Annotated in this window: 18 protein-coding genes; 3 read left to right on the top strand and 15 right to left on the bottom strand. The window is 45.8% G+C overall.

All coding sequences use genetic code 11. The features are described 5' to 3' along the window. Positions 1-9: 9 nt before the first annotated feature. On the bottom strand, positions 10-582 hold the full coding sequence (locus tag ABUA31_RS07790) for an indolepyruvate oxidoreductase subunit beta (RefSeq protein ID WP_015534361.1): 573 nt from the start codon (positions 580-582) through the stop codon (positions 10-12). Continuing rightward, a complete protein-coding gene (gene iorA, locus ABUA31_RS07785; RefSeq protein WP_015534362.1) occupies positions 575-2,368 on the bottom strand; it encodes an indolepyruvate ferredoxin oxidoreductase subunit alpha in 1,794 nt (597 codons plus the stop codon). The genes ABUA31_RS07790 and iorA overlap by 8 nt, the downstream gene beginning before the upstream one ends. Positions 2,369-2,578: 210 nt before the next feature. On the opposite strand from iorA, the gene ABUA31_RS07780 reads away from it, so the two are divergent. From ABUA31_RS07780 to ABUA31_RS07770, 3 genes are all read left to right on the top strand, one after another. Next, entirely contained in the window at positions 2,579-3,760 is a 1,182-nt protein-coding gene (locus ABUA31_RS07780) for an ATP-binding protein (protein WP_278319649.1), read from the top strand. Positions 3,761-3,878: 118 nt separating this feature from the next. After that, the gene (alr, locus tag ABUA31_RS07775; protein ID WP_055146092.1) at positions 3,879-5,012 is read left to right on the top strand and encodes an alanine racemase; all 1,134 of its coding nucleotides are present in this window, start codon (positions 3,879-3,881) and stop codon (positions 5,010-5,012) included. 31 nt (positions 5,013-5,043) lie between these two features. Next, positions 5,044-6,156 (top strand): DUF6688 domain-containing protein, encoded by a 1,113-nt coding sequence (locus tag ABUA31_RS07770; RefSeq protein WP_015534364.1) that lies wholly within the window; start codon positions 5,044-5,046, stop codon positions 6,154-6,156. Between the two features lie 167 nt (positions 6,157-6,323). Here ABUA31_RS07770 and rsmI read toward each other — a convergent pair whose 3' ends face one another. The 13 genes from rsmI to ABUA31_RS07705 all read right to left on the bottom strand — a co-directional run bounded on the left by rsmI (position 6,324) and on the right by ABUA31_RS07705 (position 21,525). Then, complete coding sequence (gene rsmI, locus ABUA31_RS07765) at positions 6,324-7,163, bottom strand: 16S rRNA (cytidine(1402)-2'-O)-methyltransferase (RefSeq protein WP_349818686.1); 840 nt, start codon at positions 7,161-7,163, stop codon at positions 6,324-6,326. 78 nt (positions 7,164-7,241) lie between these two features. Beyond that, positions 7,242-8,162 (bottom strand): tRNA1(Val) (adenine(37)-N6)-methyltransferase, encoded by a 921-nt coding sequence (locus ABUA31_RS07760; RefSeq protein WP_055280342.1) that lies wholly within the window; start codon positions 8,160-8,162, stop codon positions 7,242-7,244. Next, positions 8,137-9,045, bottom strand: a complete 909-nt coding sequence (locus tag ABUA31_RS07755; RefSeq protein ID WP_015534368.1) for a PSP1 domain-containing protein — start codon at positions 9,043-9,045, stop codon at positions 8,137-8,139. Before ABUA31_RS07755 ends, ABUA31_RS07760 begins: the two co-directional genes overlap by 26 nt. Then, complete coding sequence (locus ABUA31_RS07750) at positions 9,045-10,037, bottom strand: DNA polymerase III subunit (RefSeq protein ID WP_015534369.1); 993 nt, start codon at positions 10,035-10,037, stop codon at positions 9,045-9,047. Before ABUA31_RS07750 ends, ABUA31_RS07755 begins: the two co-directional genes overlap by 1 nt. A gap of 69 nt (positions 10,038-10,106) precedes the next feature. Beyond that, positions 10,107-10,730 (bottom strand): dTMP kinase, encoded by a 624-nt coding sequence (gene tmk, locus ABUA31_RS07745; RefSeq protein WP_055146089.1) that lies wholly within the window; start codon positions 10,728-10,730, stop codon positions 10,107-10,109. A 94-nt stretch (positions 10,731-10,824) separates the two neighbouring features. Further along, complete coding sequence (locus ABUA31_RS07740) at positions 10,825-12,471, bottom strand: aminotransferase class I/II-fold pyridoxal phosphate-dependent enzyme (protein WP_349818685.1); 1,647 nt, start codon at positions 12,469-12,471, stop codon at positions 10,825-10,827. Positions 12,472-12,630: 159 nt separating this feature from the next. Next, positions 12,631-13,659, bottom strand: a complete 1,029-nt coding sequence (locus ABUA31_RS07735; protein WP_022217435.1) for an aldo/keto reductase — start codon at positions 13,657-13,659, stop codon at positions 12,631-12,633. Between the two features lie 207 nt (positions 13,660-13,866). Then, the gene (locus ABUA31_RS07730) at positions 13,867-14,022 is read right to left on the bottom strand and encodes a hypothetical protein (protein ID WP_158565907.1); all 156 of its coding nucleotides are present in this window, start codon (positions 14,020-14,022) and stop codon (positions 13,867-13,869) included. A gap of 63 nt (positions 14,023-14,085) precedes the next feature. Continuing rightward, entirely contained in the window at positions 14,086-15,132 is a 1,047-nt protein-coding gene (gene rsmH / locus ABUA31_RS07725; protein ID WP_055222406.1) for a 16S rRNA (cytosine(1402)-N(4))-methyltransferase RsmH, read from the bottom strand. A 157-nt stretch (positions 15,133-15,289) separates the two neighbouring features. Next, entirely contained in the window at positions 15,290-16,060 is a 771-nt protein-coding gene (gene aroD, locus ABUA31_RS07720; RefSeq protein WP_022217433.1) for a type I 3-dehydroquinate dehydratase, read from the bottom strand. A 47-nt stretch (positions 16,061-16,107) separates the two neighbouring features. Further along, positions 16,108-18,645: a hypothetical protein gene (locus ABUA31_RS07715; RefSeq protein ID WP_349818684.1), complete on the bottom strand. Its 2,538-nt coding sequence runs from the start codon at positions 18,643-18,645 to the stop codon at positions 16,108-16,110. Between the two features lie 150 nt (positions 18,646-18,795). Then, entirely contained in the window at positions 18,796-20,121 is a 1,326-nt protein-coding gene (hflX, locus tag ABUA31_RS07710; protein ID WP_349818683.1) for a GTPase HflX, read from the bottom strand. A gap of 9 nt (positions 20,122-20,130) precedes the next feature. After that, entirely contained in the window at positions 20,131-21,525 is a 1,395-nt protein-coding gene (locus ABUA31_RS07705) for a L,D-transpeptidase family protein (RefSeq protein ID WP_118649491.1), read from the bottom strand. Positions 21,526-21,630 lie beyond the last annotated feature (105 nt).

The raw sequence follows: 21,630 nt of genomic DNA, 5'->3' as shown, positions 1-21,630 counted from the left end.
CATCGCCAACTACATCTTCATCGCATATTCAAATACTTTCTTGTTCACCTCTACAAACTTCGGATTCACTCCATTCTCAATAGCTGAAATTATATCCGCCTCGTAAAGTCCAAGTCTACCGCTGGCTGCTGCAACTCCAAGAAGTGCTATGTTGTAGAACTTTGCCGAACCAAATTCACGGCTTATCGCCGCGCCGTCCATGACTATACAATCGCATTTATCCTTCAGGTAGTCAAGCATCGGCTGCGCCTCGTAGCCTGAATTCATAAGCGAGTCAGTCGCCGGTTTCACCGGGACGTTATTGGTGATGACGATTCCTCCCTTTTTCAGATAAGCCAGATTGCGCACCGCCTCTGCAGGCTCAAACGCAAGTATAATGTCAGCACCGCCCTGGGCTATGAGTGGCGAATACGCCTCACCGATCCTCACATGGCTCGTGACACTTCCGCCTCTCTGCGCCATTCCTATGGTCTCCGCCGAATGTACCGTCTCGCCCTTTGCCATATAAGCCGATGCGATGAGCTTGGACGCAAGAACCGTTCCCTGTCCGCCTACTCCGCAGACCAGAATATCTTTATTCATTGCAAGCACCTCCTATCGCCCCCACCGGACAGATCTGTGAACAAAGACCGCATCCCGTACACAGGCTTTCATCTATCGCCACCTTACCATCCTTCAGGATTATCGCAGGGCAGCCTATCTCTCTGATACATTTCTTACACTGTATACACTTTTCGGATATCTCCATCTTGCCAGACGGCTTGGTGATGGCTATACATGGCGACTTGAAAATGATCGCTTTGACTCCTCTGATATCCGCACACTCCTTAACTGCTGCCACGCTCGCCTCAAGATCAAGCGGATCAACAGTGACTATCTTCTTCACTCCGATTCCTTCAAGAACCTTCTGTATACTCACCTTGTCCACGAACTGGCCCATCATGTTGCGTCCTGTTCCCGGATGTGGCTGGTGTCCCGTCATGGCTGTGGTCGAATTGTCCAGCACGCACAGGATCATATTTGCATCATTGTACACTGCATTTACCACGCCGGTCATACCAGACGCGAAGAATGTGGAATCTCCCACAAATGCAAAGCACACGCCATCTTCATCCACCCAGTGGAAGCCCTGCGCCATGGTGATTCCGGCACCCATGCACAGACAGGTATCCACCATGTCAAGCGGCATGGCATTTCCAAGTGTATAGCATCCGATATCTCCGCAGAAGTAGCTTTTTCTTCCGGCCATCGCCTTCTTTACCGCGTAGAATGACGCTCTGTGAGGGCATCCCGCACACAGCACCGGAGGCCTCACAGGAAGCTCTGGTGCATCTGACACATCCACCTGGGAAGTCTTCTCAAGGTCAAGAAAATCGCACAGGATATCCGCAGCCTTGTTGGTAGAAAGCTCTCCGCTCGCCGGCACATCCCCGGTCTGCTTTCCTCTGACATCTATATCCATATGATATTTGCCTGCAAGGCGTAATATCTGATTCTCTATGTATGGGCTGAGCTCCTCAAGACACATGACCTCCGTCACTCCGTCCAGCGCATTCTTCACGAACTGCTCAGGGAACGGATGCGGGGTTGCTATACGGACCAGCTTCACATCAGGCACGTTCTTAAGTGTCTCCTTTGCATAGCAGTAGCTGATTCCCGATGCAAATACCGCCTTGCTGCCGCTGCCCTCCACCGTATTCATGGAGTAGCTGCCGAAGTCATCCCCAATCTCCACATTTCTTTTTTCTATCATGGCATGATTGGCAAATGACAATCTCGGGAAGATGACCCATTTCTTTGAATCCTTTACAAATCCCTCATATTCCTTTGCCTTCCACTCGTCTTTTACCTCTATGGATGCGTATGCATGACACACTCTGGTTGTCGGTCTGAACAAAACCGGCGTCTTGTATTTCTCCGAGTAGTCAAATGCATCCTGTATCATCTGATACGCCTCCTCAGGAGTCGACGGGTCAAATACCGGAATCCTGCAGAAGTCTGCAAACATCCTCGTATCCTGCTCCGTCTGTGACGATATCGGTCCCGGATCGTCCGCAGACACGATGACCATTCCGCCCTTTATCCCGACATACGCCAGCGACATAAGCGGATCCGATGCCACGTTGAGTCCCACCTGTTTCATGGTCACAAGTGTCCTCGCTCCACTGTATGATGCACTGGCAGCAACCTCCATGGCCGCTTTCTCATTTACCGACCACTCCACATGGACTCCGTCATGCGGGTATTTTGCTACTGTCTCAAGTATCTCTGAGGATGGAGTGCCCGGGTATCCGGCAACCAAATTGATTCCGGCTGCAAGAGCGCCAAGGGCGATCGCTCCATTTCCCATTACATATTCTTTCTTCATCTTAATTCCCTTCCAATCCTGTTTTAGAGCTTATATTCTGATATTATACCCTCTGCGGGTTTTAATGACAATAATTATTCGGAGCGGCAATTAAAACGGGGCTTTTTGCCAAAATAAAATAGTAAAAAACGGGGCAAAATAATCTCATAGCAATTGAAAAAACGGGGCAAATATACCAAGTTTGAAGTCAACTTCATTGATCAACCGGATATGGTATCTTATCTAAATGCAGAAATGAGTGCAGAAGAATTTCTGGTTAAACTGAAAATGATCATGCCCGAAGATTGTAAGGAGCACGAAACGGTTGTTTTTTTTGATGAAATTCAAAAATGCCCAGAAATAGTAACAAAAATAAAATTTCTGGTAGACGAGGGCAGTTATAAATATGTCATGAGCGGCTCACTATTGGGTGTGGAACTTAAAGGAATTGCATCTGCCCCAGTCGGGTATCTGACAGTTTTAAGAATGTATCCCATGGATTTTGAAGAATTTATGGTGGCAAATAATGTCTCAGCAACAACCTTGAATATGTTAGAGGATAAATTTAAAACAGCCAGCCCGGTTGATGAATTTATACACAAAAAGCTTCTGTCAATGTTCTTTGTGTATCTTATTGTCGGTGGAATGCCGGATGCTGTCAAAGCTTATATAAATACCAAAGATATTCGGGAAGTCGATAAAGTTCAACGGGATATTACAACTCTTTACAAGGAAGATTTTTCACAATATGAGCTTGAAGACAAAAAGTTAAAGGTGAAATCTATATATGAGATTATTCCGGCTGAGCTGAACAAGCAAAATAAGAAGTTTGTATTTACCATGTTGGATAAAGAATTGAAATTTAATCGATATGAAAACAGCTTCTTATGGTTAAAAGATGCAGGCGTGGCGTTGCCTGTTTACAATGTAGATGCGCCGGTAATCCCACTTCTGGCGAGCAAGAGCAGTAATGTGTTCAGACTTTTCTCGAGTGACATCGGTCTGCTGACCAGCGCTTATCCGGCAGAAACTAAAGTTGAGCTGATAAATAAAAACGGAGAGGTCAACAATGGTGCTCATTTTGAAAATGCAGTCGCACAGCAATTGGTTGCCAATGGTTTCGAACCTTATTTCTGTAAAAAGCAGAAAATCGGAGAGATGGATTTCGCAATAGAAATGAATGGTCAGGTTGTTCCAATTGAAGTTAAATCGGGAAAGGCTTATAAATCGCACAAAGCGTTGGATAATTTTATGAAAGTTCCGGATTATCATCTTGAAAAAGCATATGTTTTATCAATTGGAAACGTGGAGACAGATGGTGCTATAACATATCTTCCAATCTATATGTGCTATTTATTAAGAGAGCAAAAACTGGAACAGATGATCATAGAGTTAGATACAACGGGGTTGTAAAATATATATTCTGCGTGGCTTTTGACAACATCATAACACACATGTTGACTCATTCAACAAATAAAAATATAATTACATGGTTACTATAATTTGACAGTTGTAAAACAGGAGAATGACTATGAATAACAGACCATTTGCAGGAAGAACTGCAGCAGTTATAGATCTGGCAAAGCTCAGGAGCAATATTGCCAACATAAAATCAAGACTGAAACCGGGTGTTGAATTTATCGCTGTCATGAAGGGCGATGGATACCGCCACGGTATTGCAGGACTTTACCCGACACTCAAGGAATGTGGCATAGACAGCTACGCCGTTGCCATCTGGGAAGAGGGAAAGATGCTCAGGGACGCGGGGGCCACAGAGTCTATCCTTATCCTCGGCGATACAGCAGATGACATGCTGGATGAGGCCGCAAAGTACGACCTTGATCTCACTGTCTTTTCAATGGAGGGTGCTGAGAACATGGCTGCCGCTGCAAGAAGAGCCGGCAAGAAACAGAATGTCCAGATAAAGCTGAACACCGGTATGAACCGAATAGGATTCCCGGTATGTCAGGAATCATTTGACACTATAAAGAAGATCTGCGAGATGGATGACCTGAACGTAACAGGTATATTTACACATTTTGCAAGGGCAGACGAGGGCGACCACACAAGCGCCAGAAAGCAGCTTGACCTATACCTCCACGCCGTAAATGAACTTGAGAAAATGGGGGTTGTCATACCAAAGCACCACGTAGCCAACAGCCCTGCCATACTGATGTTGCCTGAGGCACAGCTCGACGCAGTCAGATGCGGTGATATCCTCTATGGTCTCACTCCTTCTGATGATTTTGACTGGAAGAATTCAGGACTTCAGGAGATCCTCAGCTGGTACACATACGTTGCCATGGTGAAGGAGGTTCCTGCCGGTTCAGAAATCGGCTACGGCGGAACATTTGTCACCAAAAGGCCTACAAAGATCGCCACTCTGCCTGTCGGATTTGCCGACGGCTACAGCCGCTATCTGTCCAACAAGGGCAAGGTCATCATAAACGGCCATGAAGCGCCGATCATCGGACGCGTATGTATGGATCAGTGCATGGCAGACATTACAGACATCCCGGATGTAAAGCGCGGCGACACCGTGACTCTTCTCGGCGAGGGCATGTCCATCGAAGACATGGCAAATATGCTTGACACGAATGTGGATGTGATCGTGTGCAACATATCGGTAAGGGTTCCGAGGGTGTATATAAATGGGGATATCTGATCGGCAGTATTGGGGAAAGGGAGATTTGTAAATGTTTCATTTGAACGACATATTAATATTTTTATTTTTCGGTATAGTCGCATTTGTTATACCCGGAACTTTAACAGTCTGGAATATTTACAATTGTTTTTCTGCCAAACCAAAAAAGGAAAAGCTTATCTCAACCGTAACCGTTCTGGTTGGCGGCCTGTTATATCTGATGCTGTTTGCGATAACGTATGATACAGCCGGCGACTGGTATGAACAGGTTAATACTATGCAATTTCACTATGTGATTTCTTCCGGGTATTGGGGAATTTCCTGGGTTGCTTTATTAGGATTTGCTGCATATTTTGTGTTGTTATACATAAATGCAGACCGACTGCCGCCATTAGTATCCGCGGCTGCAATTTCCTTTATTATCCTGCTTAATATATTGCAGATTACGTTTGCTGTTCAGTTATCTAAAAATATCAATAATCCCTTAGAATTGTCATTTTATGTTTATCATTTCAACATATTGCTGTTATCTGCAAGAGCAATTCAGAGGCATATGCTGCAACAGGTAGAAATCTTTAAAAACAGAGCAGCAGCACAGGATAACAATATACGTTTCAAGAAATTTTACGATATCATTAACAGCTTATCCAGGTACACCTTTGTAATTTTTGTTGCACTGTTTCTGGTTGTGGCAATTATCGAGATTATATTTGTCCTAATTGGTCAGGGACTGGATGCTCCGATTAAGGCATTTACAGATACTGCAGATTGGACATTTTCAAAGCAGACACCACCACCGCCATCAGATTACGAAGGACATTATCTTTGTACGGTAGCCGCCGGTGGGCACAAAAAAGTTGTGAAACCGCTTAGATTTGGAAGCAGGAGAGGTGCAACGATCATTGTAAACAGGCAATTATGTATTGCCAACGCATTTGAAGAAGTGATTCAGATAAAATTTCCAAGTTTTCACAGGATGGTTCGCCACATATATGATACATACGGCTATCCTCTGTCGAAACTCATAACAAATCCTCTTAGAGCAGATGTTGTTTATATTATAATGAAACCATTGGAATGGATATTTTTATTATTCTTATATCTGGTTGATGTCAGACCGGAACAGAGAATAAGAAACCAGTATGTTTTACAATTCAAAAGATAAGGTGTGAATATGGGGAGTGTTATTTCCATCATGTCTATTATTATCTCCATCATTTATTGATAAAATGATGGAGATAAATCTGAAATGAAGGAGATTTTTAAGCAAGAAGTGTCAGGTACAGATAATCTTTTGTTTATCCGCACCTGACACCAATCTACCTCCGTTTTCTATTTCATCACCGCATTATACACATCCCTCTTAGGGACTCCGCGGTCTACAGCTGCCTGCTTGATCGCATCCTTCTTGGACATACCCTGATCAACGTACATCTGGACATGTTCCTCCACGGACATAGCCTCGAACGAGCTCTTCTTCTCCTCCTCAAGCTTCTTCACATCAAGCCCTTCTATCACTATGACGAATTCTCCTCTCGGATCTTCCCCCTCGTAACGAGCTATCGCCTGAGAGAGCATCATAGGCTCTATGGTTTCATGTTTCTTGGTGATCTCTCTGGCAAGCGTGATATGCCTGTCACCTAGTGTCTCCATGAGTTCCACCAAAGTCTTCCTCAGCTTGTGGGGCGCCTCATACATCACCATGGTCCTAGTCTCTCGCTTCATCTCCTCAAGAACCCTCGCCCTGTCCTTCTTGTCATATGGAAGGAATGCCTCAAATGCAAATCTTCTGGTCGAAAGTCCCGAGCTGATAAGTGCCGATATACATGCACAGGCACCCGGAACAGGCGTAACTTCAAGTCCGGCATCAAGAGCCTGTCTCACAAGCTCCTCCCCGGGATCAGATATTCCCGGAGTTCCTGCATCTGTTATGACTGCCACGTTCTGTCCCTGCTGCATTTTCTCAACGAGAACCTTCGCCTTATCGTATTTGTTGTATTCATGATAGCTTGTCATCGGAGTCTTGATCTCGAAATGATTGAGCAGCTTGATACTGTTTCTTGTATCCTCAGCCGCTATCACATCCACCTCTTCAAGAACCCTGACAGCCCTGTATGTCATATCCTCAAGATTACCTATAGGTGTCGCCACCAGATATAATTTGCCTGCCATATATAAACCTCACTATCTGTAATATGTACATTAGGGTGTTTACAACATTTTTCACTTTCATGCTGCAGCCGTTGCCTGTTACCGCTTTGCACTGCCTTCATACGTCGCCAGCAGCTGCTCCGTATACACTCCCGGAGCCTTGTAGACTATCATAGGCGGATCGATCTTGATCATGGAATTGCCACCCTTCACAGCCTCAACTATCACCATGTTCGGCTCCTTATCTATGTATGGGTGTACGAGCTGCATCCTCTTCGGCTCAAGCCTGTGCTCATGCAGACATTCAAATATCTCAGCAAGCCTGAACGGCTTGTGTATCATATAGAAGCTTCCGCCGGGTTTAAGGGCATACTCTGCCGCCGCCACCACCTGATTCAATGTCACATGTACCTCATGTCTCGCTATGTTCTTAGGTGCATCCGGATTCTCCAGACCGTGACTGCCCTTTATGTATGGCGGATTTGAGGTCACTATGTCAAAGGAGGCCTTCTTGTAGTTACAAGAGACCTCCTTTATATCTCCGTTATCTATTCGCACTAAACCGTCAAGCCCATTGAGGCTCACGCTCCTTGCCGCCATGTCCGCACATGCAGACTGAAGCTCTATGCCTATAAACCGTGCTCCATCTGCCATTTTACCGCTAGGCTGCTGATTCACCCCTGCATCCGAATTAGTAACTCCATCTACGGCAATACAATCATGTGAGGATCTACAAGCATCAGCATTCAAACCAGCAAGTCTCTCTTCACGGGTAAGAGCGCCTTCCCCATACTCCTTTGCAGCAAGAAGTATAGGTATGATACCTGTTCCCGTTCCGAGATCCAGATATCTGCCACCGCGCTTAAATCTCACATAGTTTGCCAGCAGCACAGCATCCATCCCAAAGCAGAACATTCCGCTGTTCTGTATGATCTGATAACCCTTGCACTGCAGGTCATCTATCCTCTCACAGGATTTTATAACCACTTCCGGTCTAATCGTCAAATTTGGACTTTCCACCCTTGTCCTCCAATGCCTCAAGTGCCTTGTACTCCTCAGCGCTGAGTCTCTCTGAATTCTTTCTTCTCTTAGGCTTGAACTTGAGTTCAGCCACAGGATACTCCATAACTTCCTTGTTGTCATCCTTGTCTGTCACCACGATCTTAACCTTCTGCCGGAGAACGTTCACTGACATGACCTCGCCCTTGTTGCCATCTATGGTCCTGACGAAATCTCCTACATTCGGAAGCTTCTCATTCAGATACTCGTAAGTGTCCTGCTCATGCTTCAGACAGCACATAAGTCTTCCGCACACACCGGATATCTTAGTAGGATTCAGTGACAGGTTCTGCTCCTTTGCCATCTTGATTGATACTGGAACGAACTCCGACAAATGCTTGTTACAGCAGAGCTCCCTTCCACATATGCCGATTCCGCCAACCATCTTGGTCTCATCGCGGACACCGATCTGTCTGAGCTCTATTCTTGTCTTGAACACAGATGCCAGATCCTTTACCAGCTCTCGGAAATCGATTCTCCTGTCTGCTGTGAAGTAGAACAGCACCTTATTGTTGTCAAATGTATACTCAGCCTCGATGAGCTTCATGTCCAGCTTATGCTTTGCGATCTTCTCAAGACATATGCCAAATGCTCTCTTGCTCTTCTTCTTGTTATCCTCGTATCTTCTGGTGTCATCCTCTGTGGCAATTCTTATGATCGGCTTGAGTGACGCCGTTATCTTGCCCTCTTCTACCTCTCGTCTTCCCAGAACCACTTTGCCGTACTCCACACCCCTTGCGGTCTCGACAATGACAAAACTGCCGGCCTCGACCTCAAAGTTCTGTGGATCAAAATAATATATCTTACCGTTTGGTCTGAAACGAACTCCTATAATCTCTTTCATTAACAATTCTCCTTCATGGTTAGGAGCATAAGCTCCATGACAATGTCAAAGCTGACATTCGCCTCAAGTCTGACCTTGGCCTTGTCCATAGACTTGAGTACCTTTTCTATACCCTCATAGCTGATGTGTGAGGACTGCTTTCTTATATCAGAATAATACTCCTTGAACATCAACCGGCCCGGGTTATTGGACACCTTAAGCATAAGAATGTCCCTGTACCACATCATCATCAGATCGATGTAGTCACTTACCTTGAGCTTGTACAGCTCCATATTCTTAATGGCAAATATCATGTCATCAACCGACATATCACTTATATGTCTCATGAACTTCACCACATTTTCCTTGATCTCCTTGTACTCATCACTAGTTGCAAGCCTGATGGCCTTTCCCAGATTGCCCTGGGCAAAATCCATACAGAAGTCAGCCTTCTGCTTGTCCAGCTTGAGCTCGTTCATGAGATAATCAAGTATATCATGCTCCCTGACAGGCTTAACGTTAAGCACTATACATCTGGACTGTATCGTCTGAAGCATCTTATCAAGATTGTTGGTGAGCAGTATGATTATTGCATAGGACGGAGCTTCCTCGATCGTCTTTAACAAAGCGTTCTGTGCATTCACATTCAGAAGCTGTGCATCCTCTATAACATATATCTTATATCTGCTGCTATAAGGCTTGATATCAATATCAGAATTCACCTGATCACGTATCTCTTCAACCGAGATCACATTTGGCTTGTCGTGGGTCACCCACACGATATCAGGCTGATTTCCCGTCTCACACTGAAGACATGACTTACAATGATTACATGGCTCTGTACCGCCCTCCTCACACTGGAGAGTCTTGACCAACGCCCTGGTAAGGGTCTTTTTTCCACTTCCTGTCTCGCCATTGATGATGTAGCCCTGGGATATCTTACCCAGCTCAATGCTGCTCTTGAAGTGGCGTATTATGTCCTCATGTCCGATTATGTCTGTGAAATCTATCATATATACCAACCCCCTTACAATTAATTTTTTCTGTATGTCTATTCTGACCTTCTCCAAAATCAAAATATATTAAAGATTAAGTTTCTTCTCTACATACCCTACTATTATACCATGAATCTCATCAATAGGTAAAGTAGCGTCTATCTTCACTATTCTCTCAGTGTGCATATCCGCAAGCATGCGGTATCCATCCACGACCTTCTGATGGAACTCCATTTTTTCATTCTCCATTCTGTCAAGTTCAGCCTGGTTCTTCTTTCTGGATATTCCCTCCTGGGCGTCAAGATCCATGAGGAATGTCATATCCGGCATGATTCCCTGAAGTGCAAATTCATTTACCTTATACACCGTGTCAACTCCGAGTCCTCTTCCGATTCCCTGATACACAGCGGATGAGTCCACAAATCTGTCTGCAATCACCGCCTGACCGGCATCCAGTGCAGGCTTGATATTCTCTTTCACAAGCTGGGCTCTCGCCGAAGCATACAGAAGCAGCTCAGTCATATATCCCATCTCTGTAAAATCCTTGTTCAATATAACCTCGCGGATCGCCTCACTTATGGGATTTCCCCCCGGATCTCTGGTTATCAGCACGTCATAGCCTTTCTTCTCCAGATATTCCTTAAGCAGCTCCCTCTGTGTGGTCTTGCCCGCTCCGTCCGGGCCCTCTATAGTTATAAATATTCCTTTCATATCCTAACCCTGCCATATGCTGTTCCTGCACATGTACACCTTTCATATTTATATTGTGATTCTTATCAAACCTTCCAGATCATAATGCTACATATCATTCTCCGCACAGCACTTTGATATAACCGTCATTGACTCCTGCCACATTAAGTCCGCTGTCTATCATGGACTTTATTCCGTTCACCGCCTGCCGGTCAACGACCTCTCCCGGCGCCAGCACAGGTATTCCCGGCGGATATGCATATACAAATGCCCCCGACACCTTTCCAGCCGCACCCTCAATCGGCACGCTCTCCACTGGTCTGTCCCACGCGGTTCCCGGCGGCATAGCTGACCTTCTGCCGGATATGATATCCAGCTCCTGCCGGTCTGTTTTATCCGGCTCATAGCCAAGGTTCCCGTCTATCTCAGCCACAGCATTAAATAGTATATCATAACTGTCTGCACTGTCCACAACAGATGATATACAAATGACATAACTCACCGATGCCATCTCAACAATCAACCCATACCTGTCCGCCAGAATTTCAGCAAGCATAACCCCTGTAAATTTCTGTCCCGACTCGTCTACAGTTCCCGGTCTCACGACAAATACCAGCCTGCCCTCATCACGGTCGAACACTTTACACGCATTACAGATCTCATCATTTTTCACTGAGGAAGCATCAGGTCTGAACAGCCGTATATTTCTGAGCCCATCACATTTCCCGGCAAATGCCTCAAGCCTCCGCCCATACCTGGCAAATTCATCTCTGTTATTTGCGCCAAATGCAACTGCCTTCTCCATGCTCTGCATAAATATATATGAAGGCGAAGATGTCTGGAATATCTGCAGATATCTTCTAACCCTCTCATCAAGCTCAGGATTCATCACATGAAGAAGTGATGTCTGTGTGAGTGCCGGCATGGTCTTGTGCAGGCTCTCGATGACAATATCCGCGCCCTGCTGCATGGCGGTCTCATGTCCTTCCATGAAGTTCAGATGTGCTCCCTGTGCCTCGTCCACAATGAGATATATTCCATACCTGTGTACTATCCCGGCTATGGTCCTTATATCAGATATGACACCCTCATATGTCGGCGATGTGATTATCACCGCTTTTGGCTTTCTGCCATCTGCTACCAATTCCTTAAGAGCAAGCTCCAGCTTATCCGGCGATATGTCACCCAGTATGTCTGTCCTCTCTGACATTTCACGATCATCTTCATCGCCTGGAGCCATCATTTCCGATATTTCGCAGTCATCTTCTCCATCATCTGACATTCCATTCGATATTGCTCCGACTTCATTCTGACCCACACCGTCAGACCAGCTCATACTCACATAATCCGGCACTATATACTCGGGCTCAAGCTCCAACATACAGATAGCGTTGTACACCGCCTTGTGGCAGTTCCTTGCCGCAAGTATCACGTCTCCCCTGTGACAGGTGGCATGTATAGCTGTCATAAGCCCGGATGTGGAACCGTTCACCAGCATATATGTTGCAAATGTTCCATACACCTTCTTCATCTCGGCAATACTGTCCGCTATGAACATCTCCGGCTCATGCATGTCGTCAAGATCCTTTGCCTCAGTGAAATCATGCGCATACACCCCATTCCAGAAGTTGTCCCGGGATTTTGAAATGTTATCAACATTTTGGACGGCTTCTATCGGCTGTCTCTTGTGCCCAGGCATGTGCCACGGGTATGTACCCTTCTCTATATATTTTTCAAGTGCTTCATTTATATATTCCTTCACCAGTTTTTCTCCGTAACATAGATTCTGTGTGATATAATACCATACTTTTATGTATTTGTAACAGCACAGACTTCTCCCAACGTCTGCACAGATATAAAAAACAGGAGAAGCTCTATCCGGCTTCTCCTGCGAGGGGGTATAAAAAAAGTTTTGCCTATTTTATGATCTTTCAAATGCTGCAACAGCATCCTCGATCTTCTGTAATTCGTCATCGGTCATGACTGTATGTGCCTGCTTTTCAACAGCCTTGAGATTGCTGATGATCTGCTCAGGCTTTGAAGCACCGATCAGCACTGTTGTGACCTCCGGCTTGTTCAGCAGCCATGCGATGGCAAGCTCTGATAGCTTCATATCATATCCGGCTGCGATCTCATTTAACTGGTTGAGGAGAGGTCTAGTTTCAAGCACCTGATCCTCATGAAGGAATCTTCCGTCCTTCACTGCCCTGCTGTCCGCCGGCATATCCTTCAGATATCTGTCTGTCAGCATTCCCTGTGCCAGAGGCGAGAAGCATATGAGTCCCTTGCCTGATGCGTATGTCTGCTTCAGAAGCCCATTGTTCTCGACAGATCTGTCCAGTATGCTGTATCTGTTCTGATTTATCACAAATGGCACATGAAGCTCATCAAGTATGCGCTCCGCCTTTGCCATGGTAGGTCCGTCATAGTTGGAGAGTCCGACATAAAGTGCCTTTCCACTCTTCACTATCTGCGCCAATGCTCCCATGGTCTCCTCGAGTGGAGTGTTCGGATCCATTCTGTGATGATAGAATATATCCACATATGGGATTCCAAGTCTTTTAAGGCTCTGGTCAAGACTTGCTATGAGATATTTTCTGCTGCCCCAGTTGCCGTAAGGGCCTTCCCACATATCGAATCCGGCCTTAGTGCTGATTATCAGCTCATCCCTGTACGCACCCAGTTCCTCTCTGAGTATCTTTCCAAAGTTCTCCTCTGCACTTCCATACACCGGGCCATAGTTGTTTGCTATATCAAAATGTGTTATTCCGTTGTCAAATGCGGTAAAGCACATCTTCTTCATATTCTCGTAATCGTCATTTGTTCCAAAGTTGTGCCAGAGTCCAAGTGCCAGAGGCGGCATCATAAGACCGCTCTTGCCGCAATGTCTGTAAAATCCTGTTCCTTCAACATTCTTATATCTATTCTCTGCTGCCTTATAATCTCCCATATTGATACCTCTCTTAAAATTATCCTTACGATGGTTTCTTTTTATATATGCAAGTTATCACTACATTTTGAAGTATATCATACCTATTACATCAAAAAAATATGAATATTTTTGTATTATATATGAAAATTTTATTATGATTTCTATAAATGTTCTGCCTAAATTATCCTGGACATTTTTACTATCCTCTATATGCCTGTTACGCATTTACTGGGAGCTTATCTCCACCGAAAAAAGATCATACCGATTCTCATAGAGCATTTCCTCTGCCTGTATGCCATCACAGGCGCAGCTCACATTCATCTCACTTGCCTCAACTCCTATGAAATAGTCAGCCACAATACATCTGAAACATATGTCCAAAAGGCGACATCCCCTGTCATCATATTAACATGATATACAGACGATGTCGCCTTTCTGTGTCCTTTATTCTGCTTTTACAGCCCATCTCATCTTCGTCGATCTTGCTCTCGGATTGCGGGCGCACTCCTCCGCTGACGGTCTGATGACATCCTTGCTGACTTCGCTGTAAACACCAGCCTTCGCTCCCGCCTTGAACGCTCTCTTTACCAGTCTGTCCTCACCTGAATGGAATGTCAGTATCGCCACTTTTCCACCAGGTCTGAGCGCATCCGGCAGCTTGTCAAGGAAATCATACAAAACCTCAAACTCACTGTTCACATCTATTCGCAGAGCCTGAAAACACCTCTGACAGGATTTCTTTACAGCCTCTTTTCTGTCCTTCTCCGGCACAAATGCCAATGCCTCCTCGATGGCATCCTTCATCTGCGTGGTGGTCTCCACATAATTCTTAGTTCGGTTTCTCTTCATGATGACCGTGGCGATCTCCTCCGCATAAGGCTCGTCCGAGTTCTCCTGGAACATCCCAACGAGTTCCTCATACGAAACCTCTCGTAGACGCTCCGCCGCCGACTCACCCTTCTCCGGATCAAGCCTCAGATCAAGTGGTCCATCAAACTTGTATGTGAATCCCCTGTCTGGATTGTCTATCTGCATGGAAGACACTCCAAGATCCGCAAGGATAAAATCAAATCCCCCGGCCTCCTCTGCCACCTGGTCGATATTCCTGAAATTTGTCTGCTTTATCGTGAGTATATCCTCACCGTAGCCGGCCTCCGCCAGTCTCTGCTTCGTCTTCACTATCTCTATAGGATCAACATCCAGTGCATACATATGACCTTTTCCTTGAAGCTTCTCAAGCATACGCCTTGTGTGACCACCATAGCCCAGTGTCGCATCAAGCCCCTGCTGTCCCGGCTGTATCTGAAGGAAATCCAGTATCTCATTTACACATATTGAAATGTGCATCCCTGCCGGGGTACTTCCCTTGCTTATGACTTTCTCTATCGTATCCGCATATTTTTCAGGATCGTGCTCCTTGTATTTCTCCTCAAACCTCTTCGGATGGGTGCCACTGTAGTGCACTCTCCTCTTGTGTATCTTTTCTTCCATATATTCTTATCTCCTTAGCCGCCGTCTGCCATACAAGGCCCCGGAACATTTATGTCATAATACCATATATCTGCGAAACAAGCCACACAACACTAAAAAAATGGAAGCCACGGCATTCATCCGTGACTTCCAGAATAATAGCATCATATAATTATTATTATTTACCAGCTATAATGTGATGTATCATGGTGAGCTGGCTCCTGAGTGCATCCACAGATATCTGTCCAGGGGCGGAAGGTATGCCCGCTGTGGCAAATGATATCGTATTGCCATACATCTCTCCTGTGGTTCTTGTCTCCACACCAAGTTCACCCATGGATATAACTATGAGAGGGGTCTGATTTCCACTATCCTGCAGTTCCTTTGCAGCCTGCATCATATCTACGACCTGCGATCCCTCCTCAGGCATCATGGCTATCTTGGCTATATCTGCACCTGTGAATATGATGGACTTAAATCTGTCAACTATCTGTTCCATAGGTATAGTAGTCTTGAAATCGTGATTGGACACTATGACATACACGCCCTTGGAATGAGCCTCCGCTATGACTTCATCCACAATCTCCATGTCGGAGAAATATTCTATATCCACGATGTCTATATATCCACTGTCTATAGCGTCAATAAGAAGGTCGTGATACTGGCTGAGTGTTGCCTCCATGCAGCCACCCTCGCCCTTTGTTCGGAATGTAAATATAATAGGGAACTGCCCCAGCTTATCATGGATCTTAGCCAGAGTCTTCATAAGTGCCTCTCTGTCAAAGCACTTCTCGTACATATCCGCTCTGAATTCCACCATGTCTGGTTCCGACTTCGCTATGATCCTCAACTGATAGTCCACATCATAATCCGTCGGAGCTACCAGAGGTACACAGATCTTAGTCATTCCCTCTCCTATCGCCACATTCTTCACATTAACGACCTTCATCACTGCCTCCTGCCTTTTTCACATTTTCCCTGCACGCTGTACAGCTATTACTTTATCTCAATTGCATCCATGAATGTCTCACACAGCTTCTGCGCGTCAACCTTGTCGACCTTATCCCAGTAGCTGATAGAACATGTAACTACATCCTCGCCTGTAGGATATACCAACAGCACCTCTGTTCTGTCCATATCATATGATGTGAGCTGTATCACAAGATATGTTACCTCTGTGCCATCCTTTGCCTTCACTGTGCCATCTGTCATCTCGTTGACCTTGGAGTTCTCATCGTTGTAATACTCTGTGTAAGTATCCTTCATGTTCTTCACAAGATCACTTGCTGAATAGTGTGTATATGTAGAATAGCTTGCATATACATCGCCCTTCTCATCATTATAAGATATGGTATACTCTGAAGCATAGCTTCTCTCGTATCCCTTTGGATCATTGATCTTTACTGACTTATCGCCAAGGCTTAATGTAACCTTTGAAAGGTCTTCCTCCTCTGTGCTGTCATTTGACTTCTCTGTGGTTGCTTCCTCTGTTGTAGCTGCCTCTGTTGTCTCAGGCTCTTCCTCCTCAGTATCCTTTGAGTCGGTGCCGAACTTTCCGTCAAGTCTGCTGTCAACACTTACTGAGTCAAATATCTCGCTCCATGCTGATACGATCTTTTCCATCTTATCCATGTTGATGTACTGATCTACATCATCACTGTTGAGAACTGAGTAATCAACCACATCTCCTGCTGCAGGAGCCTCTATCTTGTTTTCCTTCTCTGCTACCTTGAGATTTCCTGAGCACTGAAGAACATCCTCGCCTGATACTGTAACTGTGAGCTTTGCATCATTTATGCTGAATGACTCGCCCTTCTTGACATCTGCAAGGACACCCTCAAATGCAGCCTGAGCAGTCTCACCCTGTACATCAACAGATATGCTTCCACTCATCTTACCGCTGTTCTTGTCATAGTCTGATGTCACATTTCCTGTGAACTCCTGGCTCTCTCCGCCGCTCATTGCTGATAATGTGTACTTCTTGTCAGTTGATATCTTATCTCCTGATGTGTCAGTCTTTGACTCACTCTTGAGCTCTATATTTACATCTGAACCGTATGTAAGTGCTATCTTTGTTACAGCATCTGATGTGACATTTCCGTCACCCATGTAATCTGCTGTGAATGAAATCTTAACGCCTGCTGCTGCAAGATCATAATCCCAGTCAACACGGATCACCTTGTCGTTTTCTACGTATACATTTGCAACGGCATCCTTTGTCATTACTGCGCTGACCAGAGATGGAATAGTGCCGATGGACTGCTTGAGCTGATCCTTTGTAACACCCATCTGATCCATCATATCATCTGACAGATTGCTGTCCATGTACTTGTTCAGACAGTCAACCAGTGCCTGTGAGAACTCATCTATAGCGTCTGTTGTGATTGTCACTGTGTAGTGGTCTGCCTTGATAGTCTTGCCATTTGCATTTGTAAACTCATCCTTGCCGACCTTCTCATATGTTATGGACTCTGCAAGCTTATCTGCAGCCGGCTTGAGATCCTCATCTATGATCTTCTGAAGAGCCTCGCTGTCAACTGAACCGCCGGCTCCCGCATCCTTGCTGTCGAGCTCTGCCATAACACTGTTCATGTCAAATGAAAATGTCTTGGTAAAGAGATCAGGACATGACATATAGAGCGTCTGACCGATCATTACAACATCCGCACTGACTGTCTCGCCTGCCAGTGTCATGGAAGAATCAAGCTTGAAGCTGTTCTGTCCGTCGCTCTTGGCTGTGCTTGCGTCAAATGTAAATGTTGAACCGTCGAGCTTACCATCTCCGGCAACCTTGTCGATGGTAAAATCTGACTGAACGTCCAGCTTGTCGACATCTATGTCATCTGCTCCGACGATACCCACAATATTATTGTTCTCAAGTTCCTTTGCTGTGTTCTCCATCGCGTCCTTAACCGCATCCTTAGGACTCTTCTTGATGAACACGAAGAATACAACAACAAATGCTGCTATGATAACAAGCGCTGCCACAACTGCTATTATGGCTATCTTGATACCCTTTCTCTTCTTTGGAGACTCAGGCTTGTGCGCCTGATCACCATACATGTTCACGGTCTGATCATATACACTCTGCTGTGCATTCATCTGCTGACCGTATTGATCTGCAAACTGCTGATTTGCATCGTACTGCTGCTGGCCATACTGTCCTGCATACTGCTGCTGGCCGTACTGTCCTGCGTACTGCTGGTTTGCTCCATACTGCTGCTGGCCGTACTGTCCTGCGTACTGCTGGTTTGCTCCATACTGCTGCTGGCCGTACTGTCCTGCATACTGCTGATTCGCTGCGTACTGCTGGTTTGCTCCGTACTGCTGCTGGCCGTACTGTCCTGCATACTGCTGATTCGCTGCGTACTGCTGGTTTGCTCCGTACTGCTGCTGACCATACTGTCCTGCATACTGCTGGTCTGCGCTATACTGCTGACCCGCATCACCCTGCTGATTCTGTGATGGCTGTGGACCATCGGCGCCGTTAGGATTCATTCCGTCCGGCATCTGATTCATGTTATTATCACTCATAATATCTCCCTTTCTGTGTGAATAACCATTATCCTTCCTCTGTAAATTTACACAAATACTTATAAAATGTAAACATTTTTTATTATCTCTTCATATTATGTAAGCAATGTGAAATGGCACGTTAACGCCTGATACGCCACATTGCCGGCACTAAAAATCAGCTTCATCGTCGAAACTGAGTCCAAGTTTTCCAAGTATTGACTTTGGAACATAAGCTTCTATAAATATGCCATCGTCCAGATATTCCTCTGTCTGGATCTCACCGTATTTGTGTATAAGTCCTGTGAGCCCTGCTTCAGAATATGCAAATGTATGCCTTATATATGACTTCTGATTTCTAAGTATTTCCTCTATCGCACTGGCAAGCTCCGGGATTCCCTGTCCCGTGGCAGCCGAGATATACAGAGTCTTGTCCGCTCTCAGATCGCGCACACCCACCAGGTCATCCTTCGATATTCTGTCTATCTTGTTGAATACAGTTATCACAGGTTTTCCCGAATTCTCATCTATCTTGAGCTGCTTTAATGTGCCGTACACCGTCTCTATGTTCTTATCCCAGTTTTCATCCGATGCGTCCACAACATGAAGGATGACATCACAGTATTTTGCCTCCTCCAAAGTGGAGCCAAAGGCCTCGACCAGATGATGCGGCAGCTTCCTTATAAAACCGACCGTATCGGTGAGCAGTATGTTCTGTCCCCCCGGCAGCTTGTATCCTCTTGTCGTAGGATCAAGGGTCGCAAATAATTTGTCTTCCTGTAATACTCCTGCCCCCGTGAGTGCATTCAGCAGGGTCGACTTGCCCGCATTTGTGTATCCGACTATGCCCACAACCGGCACAGCGCTCCTCTGTCTCTGCTTTCTCTGCTGGCTTCTCTGGGATTCAACGTTCCTGAGCTCCGCCTTCAGTCTGGAGATCCTGTCCCTTATGACTCGTCTGTCTATCTCCAGCTTCTTCTCTCCCGGTCCTCTCGTTCCGATTCCACCGCCAAGTCTCGACAATGAATCTCTCATACCAACGAGTCTGGTGGCTCTGAACTTAAGCTGTGCAAGTTCCACCTGCAGCTTGCCCTCGTAGCTTCCAGCATGTGCTGCAAATATATCGAGAATGACCATTGTCCTGTCCATAACCTTTATGTCCAGTGCGTCCTGAAGGTTCATCAACTGTGCCGGTGACAGCTCATCATCACAGCACACTCCTGTGGCGCCCAGCTCATATATCATCTCCCTGAGCTCCTCAACCTTTCCTCTTCCCAGATACAAGTCATTTGCAATGCGGTCCCTGTTCTGCACCAGCCGTCCCACGACCTCGGCTCCGGCTGTGTCTATGAGCTCCGTGAGCTCGTCCAGGGATGCCTGGATCTCCAAGGAGACCTCTTTCTGTGTATATCCACCTGTATCGGCGGCAAATATGATTATCTTTTCTTTTATCTTCTCTGCTTCGAGATCATAAATTGTACTTTTCCTGTCTGCCATGATCCACCTCTACTTTTCAACGGTGACTGTGACTGTGTGATAGGATGATCTGTTGCCGCTGCTGTCCTGCGCACAGCACACAACTGTATAGCTGCCCGCCTTGGACTCCATTTTGTTAACAGCCACACATATAACGTCCTGTCCAAGACTTGTGAGTGCCTGTCCATCCAGAGTCTTGCCATTGCCATCTGTGGCCACTCCTGTCCTTATCAGTGTATCACCATCCTGTGCGTTCACATAAGATGCAACAAGATCTGCAAGCTCATCAGCCTGTCCATTGTAACTCTCCAGCTTTATCTCCACAGGAACCCTTGTTATAACAGGAGCTTCATCATCCTCCACTGTTATCTCGATACTCTTACATATCTCACTGCCCTGATCTGTAAAGCTGTACTTTACTGTATATTTTCCCAGCTTCATATTGTCCACGGTTCCCTCAACCTTCAACTGATCCGTTACATCCTCACGCTGTGAATTGAAGGCCCATATTCCCGCCATTGTGTCATAGTTCTCGCCCTGGTTTATGCTGTGGCTCTCCGCACCGTATATCACGGCTGTTCCTGCGGTCGGATTCTCCTCAACCATGTCTGTCGGATCCCATCCGGTCTCATCAGTGTTATCCAGTCTGGTCACCGGCACAGGTCTTCCCAGCGGGCCATAATAGTCACTGTCAAATATATCAACATATGTTCCAGACTCGCAGTTCTCATATATCCATTTGGTATCTGCAACGCACAGTCTGACGCATCCCAGTGATGCCCCGGTTCCAAGCTTGTTGAATTCCCATGTCTCAAGCGAATCCTTTGTGGTGTCCAGATAAGGCACGGAATGGAACAGGGTGTCGCCATCTATCTGTGACACATACTGTCCATAACAGTTGTCAAACAGTGCAAGCCAGTCCCACTTGAGCTGTATGTTGAACAGTCCGACAGGAGTCTCTCCCACCGGTGATACCGAACAGCGCATTGCCTTTACCGGAACAGTGTAATATCCAGCAGCGTCCAGCTTGTATATAGTAACTATATTTTCCTGTCTGTTTATCTTGATGGCGTATGGACAGCCATTGTCCGCCAGATCCTCGCCATTATAATTCTCTTCCTGCTCAGTCGCCGGAACCGCTATGTCCGTACATTCCACAGTTCCCTGAACCTTGAGTTCCGCAACCTTTTCTGTTGTTGCTGCTGAAGCATCGCCATTCGTATTATCACTGTCCGCCGATGTTCCTGTGGCAACCGAGTCCTTTTCATTATGATTATCCAGTTTGCTCTTAAGTCTATAGTTTTTCACAGCAAGGCCTATGACCAGTCCAAGCAGAATGACTCCCACTGCGTATAACGCAATTCTCTCGAGCTCCGCATGTCTCTTCTTGTTACGCTTATTTTTTTGTCTGTTATTCTTTTCCATATTTTCCATTTCTTTCTACAAATATATGTCAAATGTTAGTATGCACAATCAAGCCATTTTTAATCGTTACACTTTAACATAACATTTTATATAACAAAATAAAAC

The sequence above is a fragment of the Coprococcus sp. RTP31081st1_H1_RTP31081_211007 genome (genome assembly GCF_040227275.1).
GTDB classification, from domain to species: domain Bacteria; phylum Bacillota; class Clostridia; order Lachnospirales; family Lachnospiraceae; genus Coprococcus; species Coprococcus aceti.
The sequence above is the reverse complement of the archived record's forward strand: the minus strand, read 5'-3'. Positions and strand labels throughout refer to the sequence as shown.